General features: G+C 68.2%; 16 protein-coding genes. 4 read left to right on the forward strand and 12 right to left on the reverse strand.

What is annotated here, in order from left to right:
- Positions 1 to 3,444: a tubulin-like doman-containing protein gene (locus QO011_RS12880; protein ID WP_307272401.1), complete on the reverse strand. Its 3,444-nt coding sequence runs from the start codon at positions 3,442 to 3,444 to the stop codon at positions 1 to 3.
- Between the two features lie 334 nt (positions 3,445 to 3,778).
- Between QO011_RS12880 and QO011_RS12885 the strand changes: the two genes are divergently transcribed.
- The 3 genes from QO011_RS12885 to QO011_RS12895 all read left to right on the forward strand — a co-directional run bounded on the left by QO011_RS12885 (position 3,779) and on the right by QO011_RS12895 (position 6,667).
- Positions 3,779 to 4,402, forward strand: a complete 624-nt coding sequence (locus tag QO011_RS12885; RefSeq protein ID WP_307272403.1) for an FMN-binding negative transcriptional regulator — start codon at positions 3,779 to 3,781, stop codon at positions 4,400 to 4,402.
- 281 nt (positions 4,403 to 4,683) lie between these two features.
- Positions 4,684 to 5,823: an HD domain-containing protein gene (locus QO011_RS12890; RefSeq protein ID WP_307272405.1), complete on the forward strand. Its 1,140-nt coding sequence runs from the start codon at positions 4,684 to 4,686 to the stop codon at positions 5,821 to 5,823.
- Positions 5,738 to 6,667 (forward strand): nucleotidyltransferase domain-containing protein, encoded by a 930-nt coding sequence (locus QO011_RS12895; RefSeq protein ID WP_307272406.1) that lies wholly within the window; start codon positions 5,738 to 5,740, stop codon positions 6,665 to 6,667. The genes QO011_RS12890 and QO011_RS12895 overlap by 86 nt, the downstream gene beginning before the upstream one ends.
- A gap of 344 nt (positions 6,668 to 7,011) precedes the next feature.
- On the opposite strand, the gene QO011_RS12900 is transcribed toward QO011_RS12895, so the two are convergent.
- From QO011_RS12900 to QO011_RS12950, 11 genes are all read right to left on the reverse strand, one after another.
- Positions 7,012 to 8,949, reverse strand: coding sequence for a S9 family peptidase (locus QO011_RS12900; protein WP_307272408.1), 1,938 nt, complete (start codon positions 8,947 to 8,949; stop codon positions 7,012 to 7,014).
- Between the two features lie 287 nt (positions 8,950 to 9,236).
- On the reverse strand, positions 9,237 to 10,016 hold the full coding sequence (locus tag QO011_RS12905; RefSeq protein ID WP_307272409.1) for a hypothetical protein: 780 nt from the start codon (positions 10,014 to 10,016) through the stop codon (positions 9,237 to 9,239).
- Positions 10,017 to 10,018: 2 nt separating this feature from the next.
- Positions 10,019 to 10,981, reverse strand: coding sequence for a DUF2167 domain-containing protein (locus QO011_RS12910; RefSeq protein WP_307272411.1), 963 nt, complete (start codon positions 10,979 to 10,981; stop codon positions 10,019 to 10,021).
- Positions 10,982 to 11,069: 88 nt separating this feature from the next.
- Positions 11,070 to 14,363 carry a GH36-type glycosyl hydrolase domain-containing protein gene (locus QO011_RS12915; protein ID WP_307272413.1) on the reverse strand — a complete coding sequence of 1,098 codons (3,294 nt, stop codon included), beginning with the start codon at positions 14,361 to 14,363 and terminating at the stop codon, positions 11,070 to 11,072.
- Between the two features lie 113 nt (positions 14,364 to 14,476).
- The gene (locus tag QO011_RS12920) at positions 14,477 to 16,036 is read right to left on the reverse strand and encodes a serine hydrolase (protein ID WP_307272414.1); all 1,560 of its coding nucleotides are present in this window, start codon (positions 16,034 to 16,036) and stop codon (positions 14,477 to 14,479) included.
- A 78-nt stretch (positions 16,037 to 16,114) separates the two neighbouring features.
- A complete protein-coding gene (locus QO011_RS12925) occupies positions 16,115 to 17,131 on the reverse strand; it encodes a zinc-dependent alcohol dehydrogenase (protein WP_307272415.1) in 1,017 nt (338 codons plus the stop codon).
- A gap of 73 nt (positions 17,132 to 17,204) precedes the next feature.
- Positions 17,205 to 18,098, reverse strand: a complete 894-nt coding sequence (locus QO011_RS12930; protein ID WP_307272417.1) for an amidohydrolase family protein — start codon at positions 18,096 to 18,098, stop codon at positions 17,205 to 17,207.
- 269 nt (positions 18,099 to 18,367) lie between these two features.
- Positions 18,368 to 19,330, reverse strand: coding sequence for a substrate-binding domain-containing protein (locus QO011_RS12935; RefSeq protein WP_370881954.1), 963 nt, complete (start codon positions 19,328 to 19,330; stop codon positions 18,368 to 18,370).
- A 98-nt stretch (positions 19,331 to 19,428) separates the two neighbouring features.
- Complete coding sequence (locus QO011_RS12940; protein ID WP_307272419.1) at positions 19,429 to 20,433, reverse strand: ABC transporter permease; 1,005 nt, start codon at positions 20,431 to 20,433, stop codon at positions 19,429 to 19,431.
- A 55-nt stretch (positions 20,434 to 20,488) separates the two neighbouring features.
- Entirely contained in the window at positions 20,489 to 21,973 is a 1,485-nt protein-coding gene (locus QO011_RS12945) for a sugar ABC transporter ATP-binding protein (protein ID WP_307272421.1), read from the reverse strand.
- A 204-nt stretch (positions 21,974 to 22,177) separates the two neighbouring features.
- Positions 22,178 to 23,071: a LysR substrate-binding domain-containing protein gene (locus QO011_RS12950; RefSeq protein WP_307272423.1), complete on the reverse strand. Its 894-nt coding sequence runs from the start codon at positions 23,069 to 23,071 to the stop codon at positions 22,178 to 22,180.
- 102 nt (positions 23,072 to 23,173) lie between these two features.
- Here QO011_RS12950 and QO011_RS12955 point away from each other — a divergent pair, with 102 nt between their 5' ends.
- Complete coding sequence (locus QO011_RS12955; protein ID WP_307272424.1) at positions 23,174 to 23,923, forward strand: SDR family NAD(P)-dependent oxidoreductase; 750 nt, start codon at positions 23,174 to 23,176, stop codon at positions 23,921 to 23,923.
- Positions 23,924 to 23,931: the final 8 nt, after the last annotated feature.

Here is a 23,931-nt window from a genome sequence, read left to right on the forward strand (position 1 = left end):
TCATGCCCTGGCGCTGCGGGCCTGCCTCAGCCCCGCCTCGCGGACGGCGCGCAGGCGGTCCACCGTCGACTTGACGATGCCCTCGCGGGCCGAGAAGGCCCCGAACGCCTCCTGCTCCGACTCGCCCAGGAAGGCATCGACGATCTGGTCGCGGCCGATGCTCTCCAGATGCGGCAGCAGCACCGCGGCGAGCTCGCCGAGCAGGACGCGCTGGGCGGTGAACAGGCCCTGCGCCGCCTGCTCGCGTGCCTCGAAGGCCTTGTCGCGGGGGGCCGCGAGGTCGAGGATGCGCTGCGTGATGTCGGCCCCGCCGATCTGCAGGGCGATGGGGTGCGCCGCGAACTTCGCCGCCGGGGAGAGCGTCGCCAGCTCGGAGCCCCAGACGTCGAGGGCCATGCGCTTCAGCTCGGCCTTCTCCTGCAGCGCCAGGTACTGCTGCCAGACATCGTCCGTCTCGGCGATGGCGATGCGCATGGTGTCGACGCTCGGGCGGCCCACGGTGGAGAAATAGGTGACGGCGCGTCCGAACTCGATCTCCTTCTGCACGAGGCGCAGGCCCAGCGCCGCCACGGCGGCACGGCCGGCGTCGAGGTCGATGCGCCTCTGGGTTTCGAGCGACACTTCCGGCAGCACCGAGCCGCGGTGCCAGGCCTTGTGGATGTGCGGGGTCAGCACGGATGTCCGCTGCTGCCTCGACCCGATCTTGCGGATCTCGATCTCGTCCCGGATCAGGCGCTCGAGCCGGTCGGAATAGGCCTTGTAGTAGCGGCCCTTCAGGGTCTCGCTCCCCGCGCCGTCGCCGGAGGCCAGCTTGGCGAGGTGGCTGAGCTCGAGGTTCAGCCTGGAGTTCACGCACAGCAATTCGTAATGGGTGAAATCGTCGGCGAGCAGGGCGCTTTCGCCCTGGTCGAACTTGAACAGGCGCTCGAACTCGTCGGCGTTGCCGTAATCCTGCTTCAGCGACGGGTTCATCGCCCAGTGGATCACCGCCTGTCCGTTCGAGGCGTCCTCGAGCCGGAGGAACGGCTCGGCCTGGCCCTTGGCCACGTCGACCGCCCGGCGCAGCCGTTCCTTCCAGTCGATGCCGAGACGATCCGCCTCGCGCCGCGCCGCCTCGAACACCGAGATGTCCCAGACGCTGCCATGGTTCCTGCGCACTTCGGCCAGCGCGAAATCCTCGATCACCGCCTTCTCGAACAGGCGGCGGAGGTCGTCGAACGCGGTCGCGCGCCGGGCCTTCCGGTCGGCGCGGAACTTCTTGTACAGCGCGGCGTCGAGCGTCTCGTTGACGGCCGCGGTCTGGCGTGCGCCGACCGTCCGCAGCTTCAGCTCCTCCCATGCCGCCTGCTTGGAAGCCGGATCGGCGTGGATGTAGACATTGCCGTCGAAGGCGTTCGGCCCGGACTGGTGGCGAACCTCCTCCTTGCGGACGTTCTCCTCGATGCCGCCGACGACCCGGCCGACCTCGGCGAACAGGCCCTCGTAGACCGTCGAGAGCGCCTCCACCTCGGCGACGAGCAGGTCGAGGATCTTGGCCTTGGTCGCGCCCTCGGCATAGCGGCGCATCTTGGCGAGGCTTTCGTCGTAGTAGCGGGCATAGTCCTCGCCGAAGCTGCGGCTGGAGCCCCAGACCCGGCCCATGAGGCCGGGATTGGCCGCCTGACGGGCACTCTCGAACACGGCCGGGTTGGAGCGCTGGTCCTGCGGCGGGCGCTGGGCCTCGTCGCGGCTGAAGGATTGCGCCTCGTTGAGGACGGCGCGCCGCAGCGCCGCAACGTCGATGGCGCTGCGGCGCTGGCGGATCTCGCGCAGCACCGAATAGAGGAAGGCTCGCACCTGCACGGGGTGCGGCCCCTTCGCCACCACATAGGATTGCAGGTGGTAGGGCTTCAGTTCCGCGATCGAAAGGTCGTCGGCATAGGTGATCGTGTTCTGGAACTGCTGGTCGGGGCGCTGCAGCAGGGCGGTCTCGATCGCCTGGAAGTCGAGGTCGAGAATGCTCTCGCACTGGCGGACGATGGTTTCGATCTTGCTCTTGTTGCGGAATGCCGTCGGATCGAGCCGGGCGCGCCGCCGGATGGTCTCCAGGTCCTCGCGCTGCCAGAAGCTCTCGACCATGTGCGTCAGGAACGCGTCGAGATAGGCTTCGTGCTGCGGCTCGACCCGGGCCTCCCGCGTCTCCGGATCGACCAGCGTCGGCATCAGGCCTTCGCGGATCTCGGCGAAGAAGGCGATCTTGTCGGTGAGGGCGAACTGGTCGAGGTTCTCCAGGAAGGTCGCGCCGATGTCCGGCGGGCGGGCCGCGAGGTTGCCGGCGGCGCGAAGCTCCTCGTAGCGCCGCACGGCGTCCCGATAGAGCCGGTCGAGGCGCAGCCAGTCGCCGGTCAGGACCTCCTGGGCGAAGCGCTGGCTGAGATAGGCCGCAATCGCGTCCACGGGGTAGACGACCGCGGCCACGCCGATGCCGGCGAAGGAGTTGCTCACCCCGCGCGCCGCCGCCGCATTGGCCGCCAGCGCATCGTTGACCATGCCGCTCAGCGTCTTCTTGCCGACGGTGGTGAAGGTCTGGAGGAAGACGGCCCGGGTGGCGAGCTCGATGTAATGGTCGAGGCTGGGCCCCAGATTGCCGCCCTTGACGTTCTCGTAGTCGATCAGCGTGACGGCCTTGAACGGCGCTTCGAGCTCGTTCTGGAACAGGCCGGGGGCGAACTCGAACTGGAACTGGCGCGCGCTGGGGTGGCCTTCCGCGCGGTTGATCACCGCGCTCAATTCGCGCAGCGCGGCATAGCCGTTGACCAGGACGTTGTCGATCTGCTGGGCCTGGATGTTGGCCCCGCGCACGAACACGTCGGGCATCAGGAACAGGCCGTAGGGCTCGATCGCCTGGATGCCGACGGCCTGCGCGATCCGGCGCAGCAGCAGGCTCGTCTGCAGGAACATGCCCGAGCCGGTGGCGCCGGCGAGGGATCCGGTGATGATCACCTGCAGGGCGCCCTCGAACACCGAGCGGCTGTCGTGCCGGGCGACGCCCGAGATGATGTTGCCGACGATGGCGTTGAAGCTTTCGCGCTGATTGGTCAGGCGATCGTAGAGCGCGAGCTGCGACAGCATCCGGATCTGGCCGGCGCCGTCGATCAGGCGCATGTTCAGGATCTTGTCCGGCAGCTCCGAACGCGCCAGCGAAAAGCCGGCTTCCGCCTGCGGATTGTCGCGCAGGATGTCATGCACGGTCTTGAGGCTGCTGGTCTGGACGATCGACCGATCCTCCAACCCGCGCCGCTGCGAGATGTCGTTGACGTCGGTGTCGAAGCAGAGCGTCGCGATCCGGCCGCGCTCGGCGAGCCCGGTGGCAAGGGCCCGGCGATAGACCCGCTCGATGATCTGCCCGCCGGTTCCGCCGACGCCGACGAGGAGCGTCGGGCGGTACTCGATGCGATCGTCCATGGTGCATCCCTCGTCCGCACCGGCTCGGCTTTGAAAGCGAACCCGGCGGAGGGCCCGATCGCCGACAACCAGCGGCGTGCATATTGATCAACTCTGCGGCAGCCTGTCCAGTCCGAAGCCCGAGATCCCGGCGTTGCGAAGTCAGTCGGCGGCCTCGGCCGGTCGGCGCAGCAGCCCGAGCGCATCGTCCGCGATTCGCCTCCGAGCCGCTCGAGCATTCCGCCCTCGCGCCGGCGTGGCGAGCGTGGATTGGTCCATCATTTCTTGTCGAAACTGGTCGTTTCAACTGGGCCGGATCAGCCGCATGCTGGCGCCCTCTCAAGGAGCTTGCCCCGTGTACATTCCGCCTGCCTTCCGGGACGACGACGTCGCCGGCATCCGCGCCACCATGCGGGCGGCGCGTCTCGCCACCCTGGTCACCGCCACGGCGGACGGGCTGATGGCGACGCCGCTGCCGCTGATTCTCCACGACGCCGAGGGGCCGCACGGCGTGCTCTACGGGCATGTGGCCAAGGCCAACCCGCAATGGCGCACCGCGCCCGTCGGCGAGGCCATGGCCCTGTTCACGGGCCCCGACGCCTATGTCACCCCGTCCTGGTATGCGACCAAGCAAGAGACCGGCAAGGTCGTGCCGACCTGGAACTATGTCGCCGTGCACGCCTATGGCCCGGTCGAGTTCTTCGAGGACGCCGCCCGCCTGCTCGATGTCGTGACGCGGCTGACCGCGCTGCACGAGGGCTCGCGCGCCGCGCCCTGGGCCGTGAGCGACGCGCCCGCCGCCTTCGTCGAGGCGCAGCTGCGCGGCATCGTCGGCCTGCGCCTGCCGATCGCCCGGCTGGAGGCCAAGCGCAAGATGAGCCAGAACCGCAGCGCCGAGGACCGGGCCGGCGTCGCGGCCGGCCTCGCCGCCAGCGAGGACCCGCGCGACCAGGCCGTCGCGGCGATGATTCCGGAGTGAGGCGGCGGCTCGATGCTTGCGGCGCTCTGGCCTACGCCAGCCGTTGCAGCCACGGTCCCGCGACAGCACCTTTAGGACCAGGAAGACACTTGGTACGCTCTCCCAGCGGCTAGCGAGATCGAGCAACAGTCTCCCGGCTATGGCGGCGAGGGAGAGAGGAGGGCGCATCCATTCACTGGATATGCTATCGTCTGGTCCAAGGTAATGACAAGCCGCCTAGACGTGTGGATAGTGCGTCCCGTCATCCGTTCGGAAGAGATGAATGTAGCAGGCATAATCCTTTGATCGAACTCATAGACCAATCAGAGCAATCCATTTACAATTATGCGGCTCCGATAGATTTTGAGGAGGTTGCCACAGAGTATCTTTTTGTGGATCTTGTGCAAACAGCTGCGTTTCGCCGCCTTCGAGGTATTAGATTCCTGGGAGGTATTGATTATTTGCTCGTGCCGGCTCCAAATGGCGCTAGTAGTAATGTCCGTTATACGCGCTACCAACATAGCCTTGGCGTTGCGCGGCTAGCATTACATTATGCGAATTTGACAGGTTTGTCGAATCAGAATCGCCGCTTGGCTTACGTCGCGGCTCTTCTACACGATATTGGACATGCTCCTCTTTCGCACTCTTTGGAGCCCATTTTCGAGGCGGAGTTTGGGCTAAACCACCATATTGCCACGGAAGATATCATTGCGGGTCGAGTCAAGATAGGCCAAGGCGTGTATCAAACGCTGCGTCGTTTTGGGATTGATCCCGACCAAATTATAGCAATATTGGCCGGTGAAGCGGACCCATTTCAGGGATTCTTCTCGGGACCGATCAATTTCGATACAATCGAAGGCATTCTGCGTTCGCGGCGATATGTTATGTCCAATACGGTCGGGCCGACTCCGATTGACGTAGTGAATGCTGCTATTCAAAGGAAAACGGAAATTGATCGTCAGATTGTAGATTCGTTTTGGAAATGCAAAGATGATGTATATAATTTTGTAATCAAGTCTAGGGATGGGGCCTTGGTTGATCATTTGTGTCAATATGTAATGAGGGGTAATTTGGAAAAATTATCAAGACGAGACTTCCTTTCAACTGAAAGATATTTGTTCAGAAAGATACCAGAGTTACGATTAGTGTTGGCAATTTCTCGTTTGCGTTCGGCGAGTCGCGAAGCGCTTTCGAGGCCAGTGGCCTATAAGGCGCGTCATTTTTATGTAGATACGCATGCTGATTTCTTTGCGTGGGATGACGAGAGGCGCTACAGACAGAATAAGCAGGATCGCTTGCTGAGTGCTCCTGCTTCGATGTCAAGCGCAATAGATGAAGAAGAGTGGGATCTGTTCCATGGGGGAAGCGTACGGGCGCGCCAGACAACATTCGGACGAAAGGCTTCAGGCACTCCGATGCGCCCTCGCGGCCGTCGTTCCTAAAAGTGCGATCGCGGTCACCTTCGGCTCATATGCTCGCCGTGAAGCGTCGGCAGAGTCCGACATTGACTACATCGTGATTGCAAACGAAGGAGAGAGCCAAGAGCTTGGCTACACGGAAGCGGTCGAAAAGACGATAGCGGGAATCGTGCCTATCGAGCCTTCTCCGAGTGGTGCTTTCGCAAAACACGTTATGCGATCAGATATGTTAAAAAACTTAGGCGGGGAAAACGATACAAATCATACATTGACGCGACGGCTTCTTCTTCTGTTGGAAGGGGAGTGGCTCGTAAATCCTGCTGAATTTAAATTATTGCGCCGGGAGATTATTAAGATCTACGTGAAGGCGACTCGTAGAGACCATCAGCTTGCACTTTTCCTTTTGAACGATATAATACGTTACTGGAGAACAATGACAGTAGACTATATGTATAAAACAACAGAAGATCAAAAACCTTGGGCAATCCGTAACATAAAGCTGACTTTTTCCCGAAAACTACTTTATGCAAGCGGCGTTTTCAGTGTGGGAATGACAGCCAATCGTAGCGAGGAAGCGAAGGTTGATATTCTTGAGAATTTGTTTGACCTCCCTGTGATTGATCGCATGATTGATATCTGTGGGGCCTCTCGGGCAAAAAGAGTTCTTGAGAGCTATGATTTGTTTCTCGAAAATCTAGAGAAATCGAAAGTTCGAGAAGAACTCAAAGTTATCAAACCTGGTGATCACGAAAATATAATTTTCCGTAAGTTGAAGAACGAGGGGCACCATTTCACGCGCTCACTCATGAACTTATTCGAAGAAACGTTCCATTCTACGCACCCAATCCGCCGTGCGATGATGTTTTAACAATGATCTTTGGTGCGAGCCGCCTGCCATAGCAACCCATAGCTCTAAGAAACAGATCGCCCGGCCCGCCAGATCTCAGATACGACGATGGTGGTCGGTGTGAGGTTGAGCGACGGATTGGTGATGGCAGAATGTGACGGACCAAGGCGTTGGCGAACCGGCCGCCCTTAGACACGACACCGCTGCGCTCCAAGTGTCAGTGACGGTTGACGGCAGCAGTCGGCGAAGGCGGCGCCGTATGTTCCGGGAGCTCGGTCGCGGTGATCGAGTTGCCAGGCTGAGCGTCGCCGAGGCCGCCTCCGCTTCGCCGGGCGGCGGCGCACGGCTCGGGCGTGCCGTCCGGCTTACCCGGCCCCGACGATCCCCAGCCCCGCCAGGTCTTCCCGGCCCGCCCTGATCTCGTGGCTGGAGCCCTCGAGGTCGTGGCCGACGGGCTCGCAGGCCCCGCCGAGATGCCGGGCGAGGAAGGCTTCCATGATTGCCCAGTAGGCGAGCCGGTTGGCCGGCAGGGTGAGGCCGTGCCCCTCGTCGGGATAGACGATATAGGTCACGGGAATGCCGCGCGCCTGCATGGCGGCGACGATGGTGTCGCTCTCGGCCACCTTGCAGCGCACGTCGTTCTGCCCGTGGGCGATCAGCATCGGCTTGGTGATGGCATCGACCCGGTGGATCGGCGAGCGCTCGGCCAGGAGCCGGCGTCCCTCCTCCGTGCGCGGATCGCCGTAGCTGCGATACATGAACTCGGCGAAGCCGGCCCAGTAGGGCGGAATGCTTTCCAGCAGCGTCTGCAGGTTGGTGATGCCGACCAGGGGCAGCGCGCAGCAGAACACCTCCGGGGTGAAGGTGGCGCCGAGGAAGGAGGCGTAGCCGCCATAGCTTGCGCCGAAGATCGCGACCTTGTCGCGGTCGGCAATGCCCTCGGCGACGGCCCAGGCCACCATGTCGAGGAGGTCGTCGTGCATCTTGGCGCCGTGCTCGTGGATGCTGGCGGCGACGAAGGCTTTGCCGAAGCCGGTCGAGCCGCGATAGTTCACCGAGAGCACGGCATAGCCGCGGTCGGCCAGGAACTGGTGGTCGCCGCGATAGCCGTATGCGTCGCGGCCCCAGGGGCCGCCATGGACGACCAGCACCATGGGCAGCGGCCGCTCCGGCCGGTCGCCGGCGACCGAGGCGGGCAGGGTCAGATAGGAGACGAGCTGCAAGCCGTCGCGCGAGCGGCCTTCGACCGGGCGCATCGGCGCCAGGTGGTAGGCGTCGAGCGCCGGCCGGGCCCGGCAGATTTCGACGAGGCTGCGCGCCTCGCGGTCGAAATGCAGATAGGTCGCCGCCTGCTCGGGCCGGTGCGCCATGACGATCCAGTGCCGGTCGTCGCGGCTTTGCTCGGCGACGGCGAATTCGAAGCCCGGCAGCGCGCCTTCGAGATGGGCGAGGTCGGCGGCGACCGCGGGCGCGCGGTGGAACCACTCGGCCTTCAGGACCTCGGCGGCGACCGCATTGGCCTCGAAGGTCCCGGCATCCCAGAGGATGTCGGCGACATCGGCATCGGGGTGCTCGGCGACCACGCTCTCCTCGCCGGAAGCCCAGTCGATGCGCAGGAGCGCCGCCGTGTCGCGGTCGAGCGACGACAGCATGTGGAGATGCGTGTTGGCGCGGTTGAAGAACAGCGGCCGGGTCGCCAGGCTGTCCTCATAGCCGATATCGCGCCAGGGATGGAGCTCGCCGTCCTCGATCCGCCACAGGCGTGAGGCGCCGTCCGGCGTCTCGCTGCGGGCCCAGCGCGGCCTGTGCGTCCAGTCGAAGCCGATGGTGCCGAGGTTCTGGGTGTTCTCCCAGAGCAGCGTGCGCTCGCCGGTCGCCAGGTCGAGGCGCCAGGCGTCGTGCCAGCGGGGATCGCGGTCGTTGAGGCCGATGACGAACTCGCCCGGCCGGTCGGGCGAGCCGATGAACCAGCGGGCCGCGATGCCGTCGAGCGGCGTCAGGTCACGCACCGCGCCGCCGGCGGGATCGACCGCGTAGAGATGGATGTTCTCGTCGCCGTTGCGATCGTTGAAGTAGAGGAGGTGGCGGCTGTCATTGCTCCAACTGTGCCAGGTGATCGGGCGTACGGTCTGGCGGGTGAGCGGCCGGCCCTCGTCGATATGCCCGCACGGCGCGATCCAGAGATTGAGGACGCCGTCGACCGGCGCGATCCAGGAATACCAGGCGCCGTCCGGCGATATCCGGGCGTCGAAGGCCACAGGATTGTCGAACAGGATGCGGCGGGGGATCAGGGCGTCGGGCATGGGCAATCCCCATCGAGGTGAAGGGCAGGACCGAGGGGACAAAGATAATGTGTCGGAATCGTGGTTGTTGAAAGGATTAGTTTCATCATCGGCCCGCGACCAACTACGAGATTCCGTACGAGAACTGATGAATATCAGTCGATATGCGCGTTATGACGGATCTGTTCCAAAAGTTCCGTAGTTGCTATGTCTGAAATCGTCTGGAAATGACGGGCGGGTCGATCCAGCGGGTCCCGCCCGGTCCGGCTGGGTGTGCTGGTCGGGACCGGCGCGGGGGAGGGGCCTTGCTATGGCAGGTCTTCCGGCATGGCCTGCAGGTCCGGGCGGCCCTTCTCGCGAAGCTTGCCGACGCATCTCGCACCGGCTCGGGCAGCCTCGCCCGTCAACTCGCCGCGTTCGGCGAGATGGTCGAGATAGGTCTCCAGGCCGTGCGCCAGATCTGCGGCCTGCCGCGGATCGCAGCCTGCGAGCGCGACCCCCAGCGCGTCGCCCCGGACCGATCCGAGGTCGAGATAGGCCCTGCGGAACGCGTTCGCCTGCACACCGGGGCAGAGGAAGCATTCGAAGATCAGCTTCGCGATCTGAAGCCTGCCCGCCTGCAGATGGCGCCGTGCCCGGGCAAGGGCGAGAGCGGTCGCCACGGTACCGGTCACGTGCAGCGTGAGAACCGCTCCCAACGTCGCGGGGAGGCCGATCAGGGCCGTCAGGACGGGCGCGCAGGCGAAGTAGAGTGCAAAGCAGCAGCAGGAGACGATGCGCAGCGCCGTCAGCGCGGAAATCCTCAGGTCCAGCGCTTGCAGGGCGCGCGCCGACGTGTCGCGGACGCCCCCTGAAGGCCAGTCGAGGCGACAGGTCGCTTTCCACGGGGTGACGAGGCTCAGGAGAGCATAGGCCTTGTCGCGCAGCTCGAAGCGGTACGCCGGAACGACGAGCCGCCATCCTCCCCGCCCGTTGCGGGACATGAAGAAGGTTCCGACTTTCGTCGCGCGAATATTGTCGAAGACATAGAAGCCATAGCAGAGCACCCAGAAGCCCTGCTCGGGCACATGGACCGACCCGATATACATCGTCAGGCGTTGGGACCCCGACGACGAAACAGGCTTTTCAGGAAGGCGAAGAGCGCCGCAACGCCGCCCAGGACTGCGACGCCGAGCAGCTTTCCGAGCCCTTTCAGCGCGGCAAAGCCTCCGGACTTGGCTGCGGCCGCAGCCGCTCCGCCGATGATCAGCGCCGCGAGCCCGTATTCGGCCGTGCGGTCGCCCGCGCGGAACTCCTCGTATTTCTGTCCGGCGTTGAAGCTGAAGCCGGCAAGGGACCCTTTGAAGCTGCGGACGTTCTCGTCGAGCTCCTCCATGTCGGAGACGAGGATGACCTCCACGACGCCTTCGCGGCCGAGCAGGCGGACCGTGTAGTTCGCAACCGTATCGCCGGTCTCCCCGCGCAGGCGGGTTCCCCATTCCAGCCGCCTCGTCGCCGCATCGTAGTGCGGGGGCACGGCCCAGCCCTCGAGCGTCAGCACCTCGAGCTTGAGGCTGCGGCGTTCCGCCTTCCCCGCTTCGTTCTGCTGCTTGAGCGTCGCCAGCAGGGCATCGGGATCGATCGTCTCGTCATCCCTGACATATCCGGAACGGTCATAATCGAAGACCGCGAACCAGTGCAGGCTCTTGGGCGCCAGCGTGTGCTGGTTTTCCCGCGGCGGATTGCCTTCCAGCTGCAGGAAGGTCTTGCTGTCGCCGGGGCCCAGAAAACGCAGATCGCCCGATAGGGATATGGAGGCGACGCCGGCGATCTGGCCGTTCGCCGGCGGGGACAGCCAGGGCAGGCGCTCGACCTGCTCGATGGCGTTCTCCTGCGCCGTCGCTGCCGGCGCAATCGCCGGCCATGCTGCCGCGGCAAGCGCCAGCACGCTCACAAACCTCATCGCCCCATCCCCGTGCATCGTGGACGCCCCGGTTCGGACCCTAGCCTGACGTAACGTCAGTTGCAAGAACGAAGGGGCAATCGCGGCGGGCGAGAGGCGGAGCGACGCCACGAGCCGCATCCGGATGCGAGCCGGTTGGCGTGGCTCCAGGATCGGCCGGAAGCCGCCGGACGGCGTCGCCGCCCCCGCATGCGGGCCCTCAGCTCGCCTTGCCCGCCAGGTCCCAGGCGCGCCGATGGCCGTCGACGGTGAGGTCGACCGACAGCTCGGCGATGTCGGCCGGCAGCACCGGCGCGACGATGCGCTCACCGTAGTGGCGGCGGATGCCCAGAATGTGACGGATCAGCGCGTTGGCGAACAGGCCGGGGCCGCTGGAATAGATGCGCCAGCCGCCCTCGGCCGCGATGCCGCCGCTGCGCACCAGGTCCCAGTCGCGGCTGGCGGCATAGCGGTCGGCGAAGGCGGCGTCGCTGGAGGAGAAATAGCAGTTGCGCTGGCGCGGCGCCGCATGGGCCAGCCGCTCGGTCACGGTGATCGCGTTGACCAGGCCGAGCGCCGCCCAGGCCTCCTCGGCTTCGCCGAGCGCCGCCGCGGCCTCGACGTGCCAGAGATGGGCGTGCACATACATCAGACCGATCTCTCGCCCGAAGAAGGACGAGGATTCGGCGCGGCGGAAGAAGGTCTCCAGGCCGCCGTAATAGGCGACCGGCCGGTCCATCAGCCTGACGCCGTCGGGGAAGCGCAGATGCTCGGCGACGATGGCGAAGTGGCGCCGTGCCTCCTCCGGCGAGAACAGGCCGGCGAGGATGGCGCGGCTCATCGGCAGCAGCGAATAGCGCAAGCCCGTGCGCCGGTCGCTCGGGTGCAGCATCAGCTCGGGCGTGCCGCCGTCCGAGCCGAAGATGCCGTAGCCCGCCACCACGCCGTCGCGCATGAGGTGGCGGTGGAAGTCGGCCGCCATGGCGGCGGCGAGCGTCTCGATCGCCGCGGCCTTGGCGGCGCGGCCGGCCCGGCGCAGCACCTCGGCGTAACGCTTCAATTGGTGGAACAGCAGCGCCACCGTCCAGCTGCTCACCATCCAGTCGCGCATGGCGGCGTCGGCCGGCTGCAGGCTGTCGTTCCAGTCGCCCTCGCCGTAGCGCACCAGATGGGTGCCGGGGATGAAGCTCGCGGTCACGGTGTCGACGAGCTTGTCGAGATGGGTCTCGACGCTGTCGCGGCGCTCGGTCTTCGTCAGGTCGTCCTCGCGCCGCCAGGCCACCGGCTCGTCGAGGAAGGCGAGGTCGTTGGTCGCCTCGACATAGTCGCACAGCGCCTTCAGCGGCCAGACGATGACGTCGCCATGGGCGTGCCTGTCCTGGATGAAGGAATAGGGCTCCAGCATGAACCATTGCGGCCAGCTGCCGAGCGTCTCGTATTGCTGGGCAAAGAGGATGCGCAGGATGTCCTTGACCGGCGCGTCGTGCTCGAGCGCCAGCAGGAACTCGATCGGCCCCTGGCAGACGTCGCGCGTGCCCCAGGCCGCGCCGGTATATTGCTCCAGCCCGTGCGGCACCGTGAGGTGCATCGTCATGTTGTGGGCGAGCCAGGGGAACAGGGTTTCGATCTCGGCCGTCTCGGCGGCGGCCCGGCCGCTGCCGCTCGCCTTCAGCTTCAGGCCGCGCGTCACGTGCTCCCAGTGCCGCGCCGCCGGCGCCAGCATCGCCGCGGCCGCCACCCCGCCCTCGTAGAGGGCGGCCAGGCGCTCGGCCTCGGCCGCGTCGGTCATCGAGCCGACCACTGCGACGGAGAAAGCTGCCGTGGCGCGGGTGCGCAGGGCGACATGGCTGCCGACGAAGGGCGCGCCTGCCGCCTGCACCAGCTCGGCGCCGCCGACGGCCTCGATTTCGTCCGGCGTGCCGGTGACGAGGTGGTAGACGGCCTCGGGGTAGCGCTGGCCCCAGAGCCAGGCCGGATCGGGCCGCATGCTGATGCGCTTGGCCGCCGGGTCGACCGCGACCGGGCTGGCATGGTCGAGCTCGCGCTCGCCGAGCACGAGATGGCCGAGCACCAGGAAGCGGCAGGGCGGGCCGTCGACCTCGACCTGCCATTGCATCGCCGCATGCTCGCCGGCGGCGGTCGCCCCGACCGTGACGGTGCGGTCGTCGAGCGCGTAGATCCAGCGGCAGTCGCTGAGGCCGATGTCGAAGGCGGAGGGCACGGCGAGCAGGCGCCAGCGGCCGTCGATCTCGATCAGGATGCGCAGGCCGCTGGCGCGGGTGATGTTGTAGGGATCGCGCGACACCGAGAACAGCTTGTGGAACGAGGTGTTGCCGATGGTGAGCTGCGCGGCGAAGACGCCGTGCATCCAGGCGGTGGCGCAGAGCGTGGCCTCGTCGAGCAGCATGGCCTGGCCGCTGCGCAGCAGCGTGCCGTGGCGGCGGGGCACCAGATGCTCCTTGTCGCGCAGCACCACGTGGCGGTTGTGCGCGCCGTCCGGCGTGAAGAAGGAGAGGAGCCGGCCGTCCCGGCGCTCCTCGTGGCGGCGTTCGGGGAACAGCGCGGCGAGCGCCGCGTCGTCGAGGCTGCGGGCGAGGACCGGCGCCGCATCCTCGAGCAGGCTGCGCGCCGCCGGCCGCATCGCCGGCTCGGCCGGCGCGAAGTCGGCCAGGGCCCGCCGCACCGTGTCGAGGCGGTCGAGGTCGCCGTCGCCGGAGGCGGCGGGATGGTCGGGCTCGAACAGGGCGAAGAAGGTCCAGGCGGCGGCGCCGGCCAGGCTGGCCGGCCGCGACTGGATCGCGGCGCAGGCCACCTCGTGCTGGAGGCGCGTGCCCGGCAGGTCGGTGCCGAAGGGCAGGGCGATGTCGGCCGCGTCGCGGAAGGCCGGGCCGAAGAGCTGCAGCGCATCGGTGGCGTAGCTCGCCGCGCCCTCCAGGCAGCCATGCGCCAGCCAGGGATGGCCGGCGCCCTGGACGAGATTTTGCCGGCTCATCACCACCGGGCCGATCTCAGGGCTGACCGCGACGTGATGGTCGCAATATTGCGAGCCGAAGGCCTCGTTGTTCATCAGGAAGCCGCGATCGCCGAGGCCGATGTCCTGCAGCAGCACGGCGTCGCAGGGCAGGTCCCCGGCGCCGCTCGCCTCGACCCGCCACAGCCAGACCGGCAGGGTCGGGTGCAGCCAGAGCGTCGCCCGGTGGCGGACGCCGCCGCTCTCGCCGGCCCAGACGATGCGATCCTGGCCGACGCCGACCTCGGTCGCCGCGGCGGTGAGGTCGATCACGTCAGGCGACGGCCCGCCGAGGCGCAGCAGCAGCCGGCCGATGCCGCCCTGCAGCGGCGAGCCCAGCACCTGGTTGATCAGGATCCGACGCTTGTCCTGCTCGTGCTCGATGGCGAAGAGCGCGCCGTTCGGCAGCACCGCGGCGGAAAGCCCGGCGCCGTTGGCGATGCGCTGCAGGCCGAGGTCGCCGTCGCGCGGGGTGGTGAAGCTCAGCCGCTGGGTATCCGCCATGGCCGCGTTCTCCTGCAGGGTCGACTCGGGACCGCCACGTTACAGCGGCGGCGAAGGGGGCGCTACGGGGCGGGGCGCGCGATGGGGTTGCGGGCGGCGGTGCCTTCTATCCCTCACTCCCCCACCCGCCGCAGCGTGCCCAGGCCGAACTCGTCCAGGGACTCGATCGTCACCGCGTCGGCGCGGCCGTTCGGTCCGATGGCAAAGCGCACGGCGGACGGCTTGTCCGGCGTCTCCGGGTCGGGGAAGGCGAGGAAGAGGTCGCGGTCGAAATGCTTCAGCGGGTAGCTGCGGGCCCCGCTCGGGCCGACCGCGAGGGTCAGGGTGCCCCCGGCCGCGCTCACCAGCGCCGTGCCGGCATAGTCGTTGGCGTAGCGGCCGGCATAGGCGGCGAGCGGCAGCGCCGGCGAAGGCCGGGCGGGCGGCGTGGCATAGGTCGCCTTGGCGGCGGCCACCGCCGGCCCGAGCAGGCCGTCGAAGGTGCGGTCCCATTCCGCCATCCAGTCCTTGGAGACCGTGCCGTCGAAGACGAGGTCGAAGAAGCTGTCGGCGAGCCCCTCCGGCGCGCCGGAGGGGAAGGCGTTGGTGAGGACCACGATGCCGAGGTGCTGCTCGGGATAGAGCACCGCCAGGGTGCGGGCGCCGACGCTGAAGGCGCCGGCATGGCTCCAGCTCAGGCCGTGGCGGCCATATTCGACGTTCCAGCCGAGCCCGTAGAAGGAAGCGGCGCCGCTGACCGGGTTGTTGCCGCGCGCCATCAGCGGCACCTTGGTCTGCTCCAGCGCCTCCTCGTCGACCAGCCGGCGCCCGCCGATGGCGCCGGCGCCGAGCTCCAGGCGCATCCATTGCGCCAGGTCCCGGGCGCTCGAGCTGACGCCGCCGGCGGGCGCCTGCATGTCGGGATCGCGCTCCAGCTCCGCCGCCCAGCGGCCGCCGACCTTGACATGCAGCACCGCCCGGTTGGGCCGGGCGAGGAAATCGGCGTGGCGCGAGCTGGTCGCGGTCATGCCGAGTGGCCGGTAGAGCTTGTCTTCGGCGACCGCCTCCCAGCTCTTGCCGGTGGGCCTTGCCGCCGCCACCGCCCCCTCGGTCAGGCCGGCATTGCTGTAGGAATAGGTCGAGCGGAAGCTGGAGGCGGCCGGCACCAGACGCAGGCGCCGCAGCACCTCGTCGCGGCCATAGCCGATGTCCTCCAGATCGTTGCCGGCATTGCCGGGCAGGCCGCTGCGATGGGCGAAGAGGTCGCGGATGGTCAGCTCGGCGCTGGGATAGGCATCGTGCAGCCGGAAGCCGGGATCGAGGTCGCGGATGCGCGAATCCCAGCCGACCACGCCATCGCCGACCAGGGCGGCGACGATGGTGGCCGAGATCGGCTTCGACAGCGAGGCGAGCTGGAACACCGTGTCGCCGTCCACCGTCTCCGGCTTGCCGGCCTGGCGGACGCCGAAGCCCTTGAGGTAGACCACGGCATCGTCCTGCACCACGGCGATGGCGAGGCCAGGCACCTCGCCGGTCTCGATCGCCCGGCGGGCGAGGTCCTCCAGCTTGGGCAAGGCGGTGGCGACCCTCTCCGGCGGCACCGGCCCGGCCGCGGCCGCGGGAAGAGCGGCGAAGGCGAGGCCCAGGGCGATGCAGAGCGCCCCCGCCGCGCGATAGCGAGCCGGCCATTGCATGATGTTTCCCCCCTCGACGCGCGACGCTGCGGCAACAATGCCGCAGCCGCGTCCAGTCTCCAAGCAGATGGTGCGGGGCTACCCGCGATCCGGCCGCACGACGACCTTGAGCCCGGTGACCTCGCCGGCGACGAGGCGCCGATAGGCCTCGGGCACCCCGGCAAGGCCGATCTCGGCGTCGATCAGCCGCGCGAGCTGCGGGGCGAGCTCGGGCAGCAGGGCCACGGCCTGCGGCAGCTCGTCGGCGAAGGCGCTGCAGCCCGCCAGGGTCACCTCGCGCTCGACCAGGCGGTTGGGATCGAGGGCGAGGCTGCCATGGGCGATGCCCACCAGCGCCACGGTCGAACCGTTGGAGACGACGTCGAGCAGGGCTTCGAGCGCCGCCACGCTGCCGGTCGCCTCGACGGCGTGCTCCAGCGGCGCGCCGTCCAGCGCCGCCGCCACCGCCGCCGGCTCGAGCGTGACGCCGCGCCCGCCGGTAACTGCGGCGACGAGGTCGCGCCGCGCGGCGTTGCGGTCGGCGATGAGCAGGTCGCGACATCCCCGGCGGGCGAGGACCAGCGCCGCGAGCCCGCCGATCGGGCCGCAGCCGACCACCAACGCCGGCTTCTCCGGCACGGCCGCCGCCTTGGCGACCGCGTGCAGGGCCACGGCGAGCGGCTCGGCCATGGCGGCGACCCCCGGGTCGACGCGTCCCTCGACCCGATGCAGCAGGCGCGCCGGCAGCACCATCTCCTCGGCGAAGCCGCCGTCGCAGACCTCGCCGACATAGCCGAGCGAGGCGCAGAGGTTGCGCCGGCCTGCCCGGCAGGCCGGGCAGGTGCCGCACCACACCCGCGAATCCGCCACGACGACGTCGCCGGGCACGAGGCCGGTGACGCCCTCGCCCAGCGCGGCGACCGTGCCCGCCACCTCGTGGCCGGGAACGGAGGGCACGCGGCTGATCCATTGTCCCGTGCGGAAATTGTGCAGGTCCGAGCCGCAGATGCCCGCCGCCGCGACCTTGACCCGTACCGAGCCGGCCGGCGGAGGGGGCGGCGCCTCGACCTCCTCCACCCGGATATCGCCGATGCCGTAGAGCCGGGCCGCGCGCATCATCGTCTCCCCTCGCAGGCGGCACCATGCGCCGCTGCCCCTGATCTATCGCGGGCGGCGGTGGATCGCGAGGTCAGATCCGGTAGAAGCGCTCGGCATTGTCGTGGAAGAGCTTGCGGCGCTCGCCGGCGGAGAAGTCCCGGGTGATCGCCTTGAAGGCGTCGAAGATGGCGTCGTAGCTGCTGAACAGCTTGTCGACCGGGAAATTGCTGGCGACCATGCAGCGCTCCACCCCGAAGGCCTCGATGGCGCCGAGGACGTAGGGCCGGATGCTGTCGACGCTCCAGGTCCAGTCGCCCATGCCCAGGCCCGAAATCTTGCAGGCGACGTTGGGCGCCTGGGCGAGGCGCGCCATGCCGGCCTTCCAGGCCTGGAAATGCTCCGGCCCGTCGACCTGCATGCCGGTATGGTCGAGGACGATCTGCGTATCCGGAAACGCCCTGGCGAGGTCGTAGGCCTCCTCCATCTGGGGAGGGTAGATCTGCAGGTCGAAGGAGAGGCCGAGGCCCCGCAGCAGCGCGAAGCCGCGCCGCCAGTCGGCCTCCCGGCTGACGCCCGGCCGGGAGAGATAGGTCTTGACCGGGTCCGGGTGGTAATTGAGCGACTGGCGGATGCCGCGGAAATTGGCGAAGCCAAGATGGCGCTCAAGCACCGCCCCGACATCCCGGCGCGACAGGTCGGCATAGCCGACGATGCCGTGCGGGAAGCCGTTGATGTCAGCCACCGCCTGCAGCCAGCGCGTCTCGCCGACGGGATCGGCCGGGTCGAAGCCGACATCGAGATGCACCGACTTGACCACGTTCTGGTTGCGGCAGTCCGACAGGAAGTCCTCCAGGCGATAGGATCGGCAGATCGCCGAATAGTCGCCGAACACCATCGGCTTCACGCCGTCCTGCAGCCAGGGATAGCGATGCCGCTCCAGGTCGTAGAGATGGTGGTGGGCGTCGATGATGGGAAAGTCGTCCATGGCTCACCCGTGGGATTGCTGGAGGGGTTTCTCCGTTGGGGCTCGTTCTCGAGCGGCTGAATCGAAGTAACGCGGGGAACCCCTCTCCCGGCCGGGAGAGGGGCAGGGGTGAGGGGCTGGAGGTTGCCAGAAAAGGCATCGCCGTTTGTGCCGAGTTGTTTGGACGGCGCTATGGTGGAATAGGTTTAGACCCTCACCCCTGCCCCTCTCCCGCATGGGAGAGGGGTTTCCGAATGTCGCGTTTGACGCGGTTATTCGCGCGCGAGCACTTAGTACTGGCCGGCCGAGGGCGGGTAGACGCGCTTGAGCTTGGCCTGCGCCTGCGGGCTGTCGATGTCCTTGGCGGTGACCAGCGATTCCGGCAGCGCCAGCTCCTTGGTCACGGGCGCGCCGGTGAGGGCGTTGTAGACCTGCTGGGTGGCGTCGATGCCCTGGCCGCCCGCCTCCTGCAGGAACAACGCCTGGATGACGCCGTCGCGCAGCAGCTTGACCGTGGTCGGGCTGCCGTCGGCGGTGACGACGCCGATCTTGCCGACGAGATTGCGCGTCTGCAGCACCTTGGCCGCGCCGGTCGCCGCCTCGTCATACATGCCGTAGATCGCCTTGATGTCGGGGTGCGCGGTGAGGAGGTCGTTGGCCTGGTCGACCGCCTCGCGCACGGTCAGGCCCTTGGTCTGCAGCACCTGCACCAGGTCGCAGCCGTCGGCCGTGAAGGATTCCTTGGCGCCCTTGAGATATTTCTGGGCATTCTCGCGGTCCTGCGGCAGCGACAGCATGCCGACCTTGGTGCCGCCGCGCTCCTTGGCCAGGGCGCAGACGAACTGGCCCTCCTGCTTGCCGGATTCGTAATTGTTGGCGGTCACGGCCGAGGTGTAGTCGGTCTCGCCGGGCTGGGGCCCGATGCCGGTGAAGGCGATCGGGATGGCCTTCTCCTTGAGGAAGCGCAGCACCGGCGGCGTCGAGGTCGAGCTGACCGGCCCCATGACGATGGCGTCGACGCCGCGCGTGATGGCGGTGCGGACATTGGTCATCTGGTCGGCCGGCGAGTTGTGGGAGTCCATCTCGATATAGTCCATGCCGAGCTCGGCCGCCTTGGTCTTGGCGCCGTAGGCCACCCATTGCCAGTAGGAGATGTCGAGCGAGGGCGCGATATAGGCGATGGTCAGCTTCTTGGCCTGCGCCGCCGGCGCGGCGGTGAGCGCCAGGGCCGCTGCGGCCGCCGCCAGCGCCATCCTCAGCCCGGCCGGCCCGTTGATCATGGACATGGTTTCCTCCCCTTTTGTCTTGGTTGCCGATCCCGCCGCTGTCTCGCGGCGGCTTGCCCGCGGCGTCACGCGCGCATCTTGGCGAGCCGGTCGATCAGGACCGCCACCAGGATGACCAGGCCGGTGACCGAGCCTTGCCAGAAGCTGTTGATGCCGATGAGGTTCACGCCGTTCTGGATCACGGTGATCATGACAGCGCCCAGCATCGCTCCGACCGCCGAGCCGGTGCCGCCGAACAGGCTGGCGCCGCCGATGACGCAGGCGGCGATCGCCTGCAGCATCATGTTGGCGCCGGAGGTCGCCTCCGAGTTGCTGATATAGGACAGGCTGATGAGGCTGGCGAAGGAGGCGAACAGGCCGGAGGCGACATAGACGGCGAAGCGCACCGCGCCGGCGGGAATGCCGAGCAGGCGGGCGGCCTTGTCGTTGCTGCCGATGGCATAGACCCAGCGCCCCAGGACGAGCCGGCGCAGGGCGAACTCGACCGCGGCGACGCCGACGGCGCAGAACAGCACGTAGTTGACGATGCCGGGAACGAGCGTGCCGCCGTTGAGCAGCCAGAGGTCGGGATCGAGGATGGCGATGGAATGGCCATCGGTGATGACGAAGGCCAGGCTCGCGCCGACGGCATAGGTGATCAGCGTCACCACGAACGGCGCCAGGCCGACGAAGGTCACGAGGCCGCCGTTCAACGCGCCGACGGCGCAGCCGACGCCGAGGCTGACCAGGCAGGCGAGCGGCCAGGGCAGGCCGGCCGACAGCGCCAGGCCCGCGACCATGCCGGTGAGCGAGAAGGTCGAGCCGACGGAGAGGTCGATGCCGCTGGTGACGATGACGAGCAGCACGCCGAGCGCCATCAGGATCAGCGGCGCGGAGGCCTGGGCGATGTTGGCGACATTGCCGGCCGAGAGCACCTGCGGCGACCAGAAGCTGACGACGATCTCGATCAGCACGATGGCGACGGCGATGGCGATCTCGGTCCTGTAGCCGCGCAGCAGCCGCGCCGCCGGCCCCGCGCGGCGCGTTGCCGGGGATTGCGTGGTCGTCGGCGAGGCTGCGATCTCCGTCATGTCGGTCTTCCCGCTCCCATCCCTCGAACTGTCCGCCGCCATGCCGCGCCTCACCTCAGGCCGCCATGCCCGTGGCGCGTGCCATGGCGACGTCGGTGATCCCGCTGCCCGCGAGGAGCCCGCTTGGCCGTCCCGCGAGGTCGAAGGCGACGACGCGGTCGCAGATCTGCGCCAGCTCGGAGAATTCGGTGGACCACCAGACGACCACCGTGCCCGCCGCGGCGGCGCGGCGGATGACGGCGTAGATCTCCTGCTTGGTGCCGATGTCGACGCCGCGCGTCGGCTCCTCGAGCACGAGCAGGCGGGGGGCCCGCTCGAGCCAGCGGGCGAGAAGCAGCTTCTGCTGGGTGCCGCCGCTCAGCGTCTGCGGCAGGGCATCGATGGACGGCGCCTTGATCGAGAGGCGGTCGAGGGCGTCCTCGGCGGCCGCGGCTTCGCGCGCCGCGGTGAACCAGCGCCGGCCGGCCACCCGCGCCGCCGCCACCACATTGTCGAGGATCGGCAGCGTTGCCAGCAGGCCCTTCTCGGCGCGGTCGCCCGAGACATAGCCGACGCCGCCCCTGATGGCATGAGCCGGCGTGGCAAAGCGCATCGGCCGCCCGTCGATCATGATCCGCCAGGCCAGCGAGGGGCGCACGCCGATCAGGCCGTCGATCAGGTCGGCGGGACCGGAGGGGGCGCCGGCGAGGCCGAGCACGCTGCCGGGGGCAAGGCGCAGCGCCAGGTCCCCGGCCTGGAGATCGATGGTGGCGCCGGCGGCCGTCGTCTGCGCTGGCGGCGGGCCGGCCTGGCGCGGCGCCCGGCCCTGGCCCTGACCCATGGCCTCGACGATCGCCTCGTCGCGCAGGTCCCGGAGCGGCTGGCGGTCGATCACCGTGCGGCCGTCGCGCAGCACGGTGCAGACATCGGCGACGGCCCGGATCTCGTGCATCCGGTGCGAGACGATCAGCGTGGCGATGCCCCGCGCCGCCAGCCGTCGCAGGATCCGGAACAGGCGCTCGGCCTCCGCGAAGGTCAGGTTGGCGGTCGGCTCGTCGAGCAGGAGCAGCCGCGCCCCCGAGCTCAGCGCCCGGGCGATCTCGACGAGCTGGCGCTGGTGCAGGTCGAGCTCGGCCGCCGGCCGGTCCAACGCCTCCCGGGCGAGGTCCTCGTCGATCATCGCCAGGGCGGCGGCCGCCTCGCGTGCCCGGCGATCGTGCCGGACGAGCCCGAAGGCGCGCTTGCGATGCGGCAGGTCGATGTTCTCGGCCACCGTGAGATGCGGGAACAGGGCCAGCTCCTGGAACACCACGGCGATGGCGGCGGGATCGAAGCGCTCGGCGCCGTCGACGCGGATGCTGCCGCCGTCGCGGCGGATGGAGCCGGAGACGATGCGGATCAGCGTCGACTTGCCGGCGCCGTTGCCCCCGAGCAGCGCATGGATCTCACCCCGGGCGATGCTGAGGTCGGCCTGCTTCAGCACCGGTGTCGGGCCGAAGCGCTTCTCGATGGCGAGCGCCGCGAGGATCGGAGGCGGCCGGTCGGCGGGGCGATCGCTCATGGCGCCCGGTCCAGCCGGTGAAGGGCGCAGCACGCCGCTCCCTGCGCGCAGGCGCAAGCCATGGACCTCTCCTCCGATGCGTCGTTCTTGCGGGCGATGGCCCGTTCAGCTGTTCCGGATGCTTCCCGCAACGCCGGTCCGGCGCAAACGTATTTTATGCAAGGGGAGATGAATGCGATTCACCTGAAAGCGACGCTGGTGGGCTCAGGCCACGCCGTCGGCCGCCAGGCCGAGCTCGCCGAGGAGCCAGGCCGCGAACAGGCGTACCGCGCGCCGCTGGCGGCCGGCGCGCGGATAGACCAGGCGATGGCCGACATAGCGCACGTCCTCGGCCTTGCCGGCGAGCGGCGCCACCAGCCGGCCGGCGGCGATCTCGCGCTCGGCCAGGCGCGTCGATTCCAGGGCCACGCCGAGGCCGTCGACCGCGGCCGCGATGGCGAGGAAGCTGCGGTCGAAGCGGGTGCCGTGCGGCGCCGGCGCGGTCATGCCGTTGGCCTCGAACCAGGCCGGCCAGCGCACCAGCTTGGAGTCGCTCTGGATCAGCACCTTGCCGGCGAGGTCGGCCGCGGTGCGGATCGATGCCGCCAGCGCCGGGGCGCAGAGCGGCGTCACCACCTCCTCGCCGAGCGGCACCACCAGCACGCCGTCGCTGCGCGGCGGGCCGTAGACGATGTCGGCGTCGAACTCATCCGTGGTGAAGCGGGCATAGTCGGTGCTCGCCGCCAGGCGCACCTCGATGTCGGGATGGAGGGCGAAGAAGCGGGCGAGGCGCGGCGACAGCCATTGCGCCGCGAAGCTCGGCGCCGAATGCAGGCGCAGCAATTGCGGTCCGCGGGTCGAGACCGCCTCCATGCCGCGCCGCAATTCGTCGAAGGCGGTGCCGACATGGCGCATCAGCATCTCGCCGTCGCTGGTGAGCCGCACCAGCCGCCCCTCGCGCTCGAACAGATTGGTTCCCAGCGCCTGCTCCAGCTTGACGATGGCGTGGCTGATGGCGCTGGGGGAGAGGTTGAGCTCGCTGGCGGCGGCCCGGAACGAGCCGTTGCGGGCCGCCGCCTCGAAGGCGCGGACGGAGGAGAGCGAGACATCCTTCAGCATGGCTCAGGTGAAGCAGGTTCACCGGTCGGTGTAAAGTTCGCGTTTGAACTCGCCGCACCGCCCGGCCGATCCTGCCGCCGACAAGACGCCAGGGAGGAGACCATGCTGCTCAGCGGCAAGACGGCCGTGATCTCGGGGGCGGCCAGCCGGCGCGGCATCGGCCTGGCGACCGCGCGCCTGTTCGCGGCCGAGGGCGCGCGCGTCGCCATCCTCGACATCGACGGCGCCGCGGCCCGGGAGGCCGCCGCTGCGATCGGCGACGGGCATCTCGGCATCGGCTGCGACGTCGTCGACCGTGCCGCCTGCGACGAGGCGGCAGGCCGGGTCCTCGCCGCCTTCGGCCAGGTCGACGTGCTCGTCAACAATGCCGGCATCACCCAGCCCTTGAAGCTCATGGAGATCGGCGCGGCCGATTGGGAGCGCCTGATCGACGTCAATCTGCGCGGGGTGTTCTCGCTCAGCCAGGCCTTCGTGCCGCATATGCGCGAGCGCGGCGCCGGATCGATCGCCTGCATGTCGTCGGTCTCGGCCCAGCGCGGCGGCGGCATCTTCGGCGGCCCGCATTATTCCGCCGCCAAGGCCGGCGTGCTCGGCCTCGCCAAGGCCATGGCGCGCGAGCTTGGACCGGACGGCATCCGCGTCAACTGCGTCACCCCGGGCCTGATCCAGACCGACATCACCGGCGGCAAGCTGACCGAGACGATGAAGGCCGAGATCATCAAGGGCATTCCCCTATGCCGGCTGGGCACGGCCGAGGACGTCGCCCGGATCTACCTGTTCCTGGCCTCGGATCTCTCCGCCTACGTCACCGGCGCCGTCATCGACGTCAACGGCGGCATGCTGATCCACTGAACGGGAAG

Source organism: Labrys wisconsinensis (genome assembly GCF_030814995.1).
Classification (GTDB): Bacteria; Pseudomonadota; Alphaproteobacteria; order Rhizobiales; family Labraceae; genus Labrys; species Labrys wisconsinensis.

Bases quoted from the DNA above. Each gene is read 5' to 3' on its own strand.
- QO011_RS12880 (WP_307272401.1), bottom strand. From the start codon at position 3,444: ATGGACGATCGCATCGAGTACCGCCCGACGCTCCTCGTCGGCGTCGGC.
- QO011_RS12895 (WP_307272406.1), top strand. From the start codon at position 5,738: ATGGGGGAAGCGTACGGGCGCGCCAGACAACATTCGGACGAAAGGCTT.
- QO011_RS12900 (WP_307272408.1), bottom strand. From the start codon at position 8,949: ATGCCCGACGCCCTGATCCCCCGCCGCATCCTGTTCGACAATCCTGTG.
- QO011_RS12905 (WP_307272409.1), bottom strand. From the start codon at position 10,016: ATGTATATCGGGTCGGTCCATGTGCCCGAGCAGGGCTTCTGGGTGCTC.
- QO011_RS12915 (WP_307272413.1), bottom strand. From the start codon at position 14,363: ATGGCGGATACCCAGCGGCTGAGCTTCACCACCCCGCGCGACGGCGAC.
- QO011_RS12920 (WP_307272414.1), bottom strand. From the start codon at position 16,036: ATGCAATGGCCGGCTCGCTATCGCGCGGCGGGGGCGCTCTGCATCGCC.
- QO011_RS12925 (WP_307272415.1), bottom strand. From the start codon at position 17,131: ATGCGCGCGGCCCGGCTCTACGGCATCGGCGATATCCGGGTGGAGGAG.
- QO011_RS12930 (WP_307272417.1), bottom strand. From the start codon at position 18,098: ATGGACGACTTTCCCATCATCGACGCCCACCACCATCTCTACGACCTG.
- QO011_RS12935 (WP_370881954.1), bottom strand. From the start codon at position 19,330: ATGGCGCTGGCGGCGGCCGCAGCGGCCCTGGCGCTCACCGCCGCGCCG.
- QO011_RS12940 (WP_307272419.1), bottom strand. From the start codon at position 20,433: ATGACGGAGATCGCAGCCTCGCCGACGACCACGCAATCCCCGGCAACG.
- QO011_RS12945 (WP_307272421.1), bottom strand. From the start codon at position 21,973: ATGAGCGATCGCCCCGCCGACCGGCCGCCTCCGATCCTCGCGGCGCTC.
- QO011_RS12950 (WP_307272423.1), bottom strand. From the start codon at position 23,071: ATGCTGAAGGATGTCTCGCTCTCCTCCGTCCGCGCCTTCGAGGCGGCG.
- QO011_RS12955 (WP_307272424.1), top strand. From the start codon at position 23,174: ATGCTGCTCAGCGGCAAGACGGCCGTGATCTCGGGGGCGGCCAGCCGG.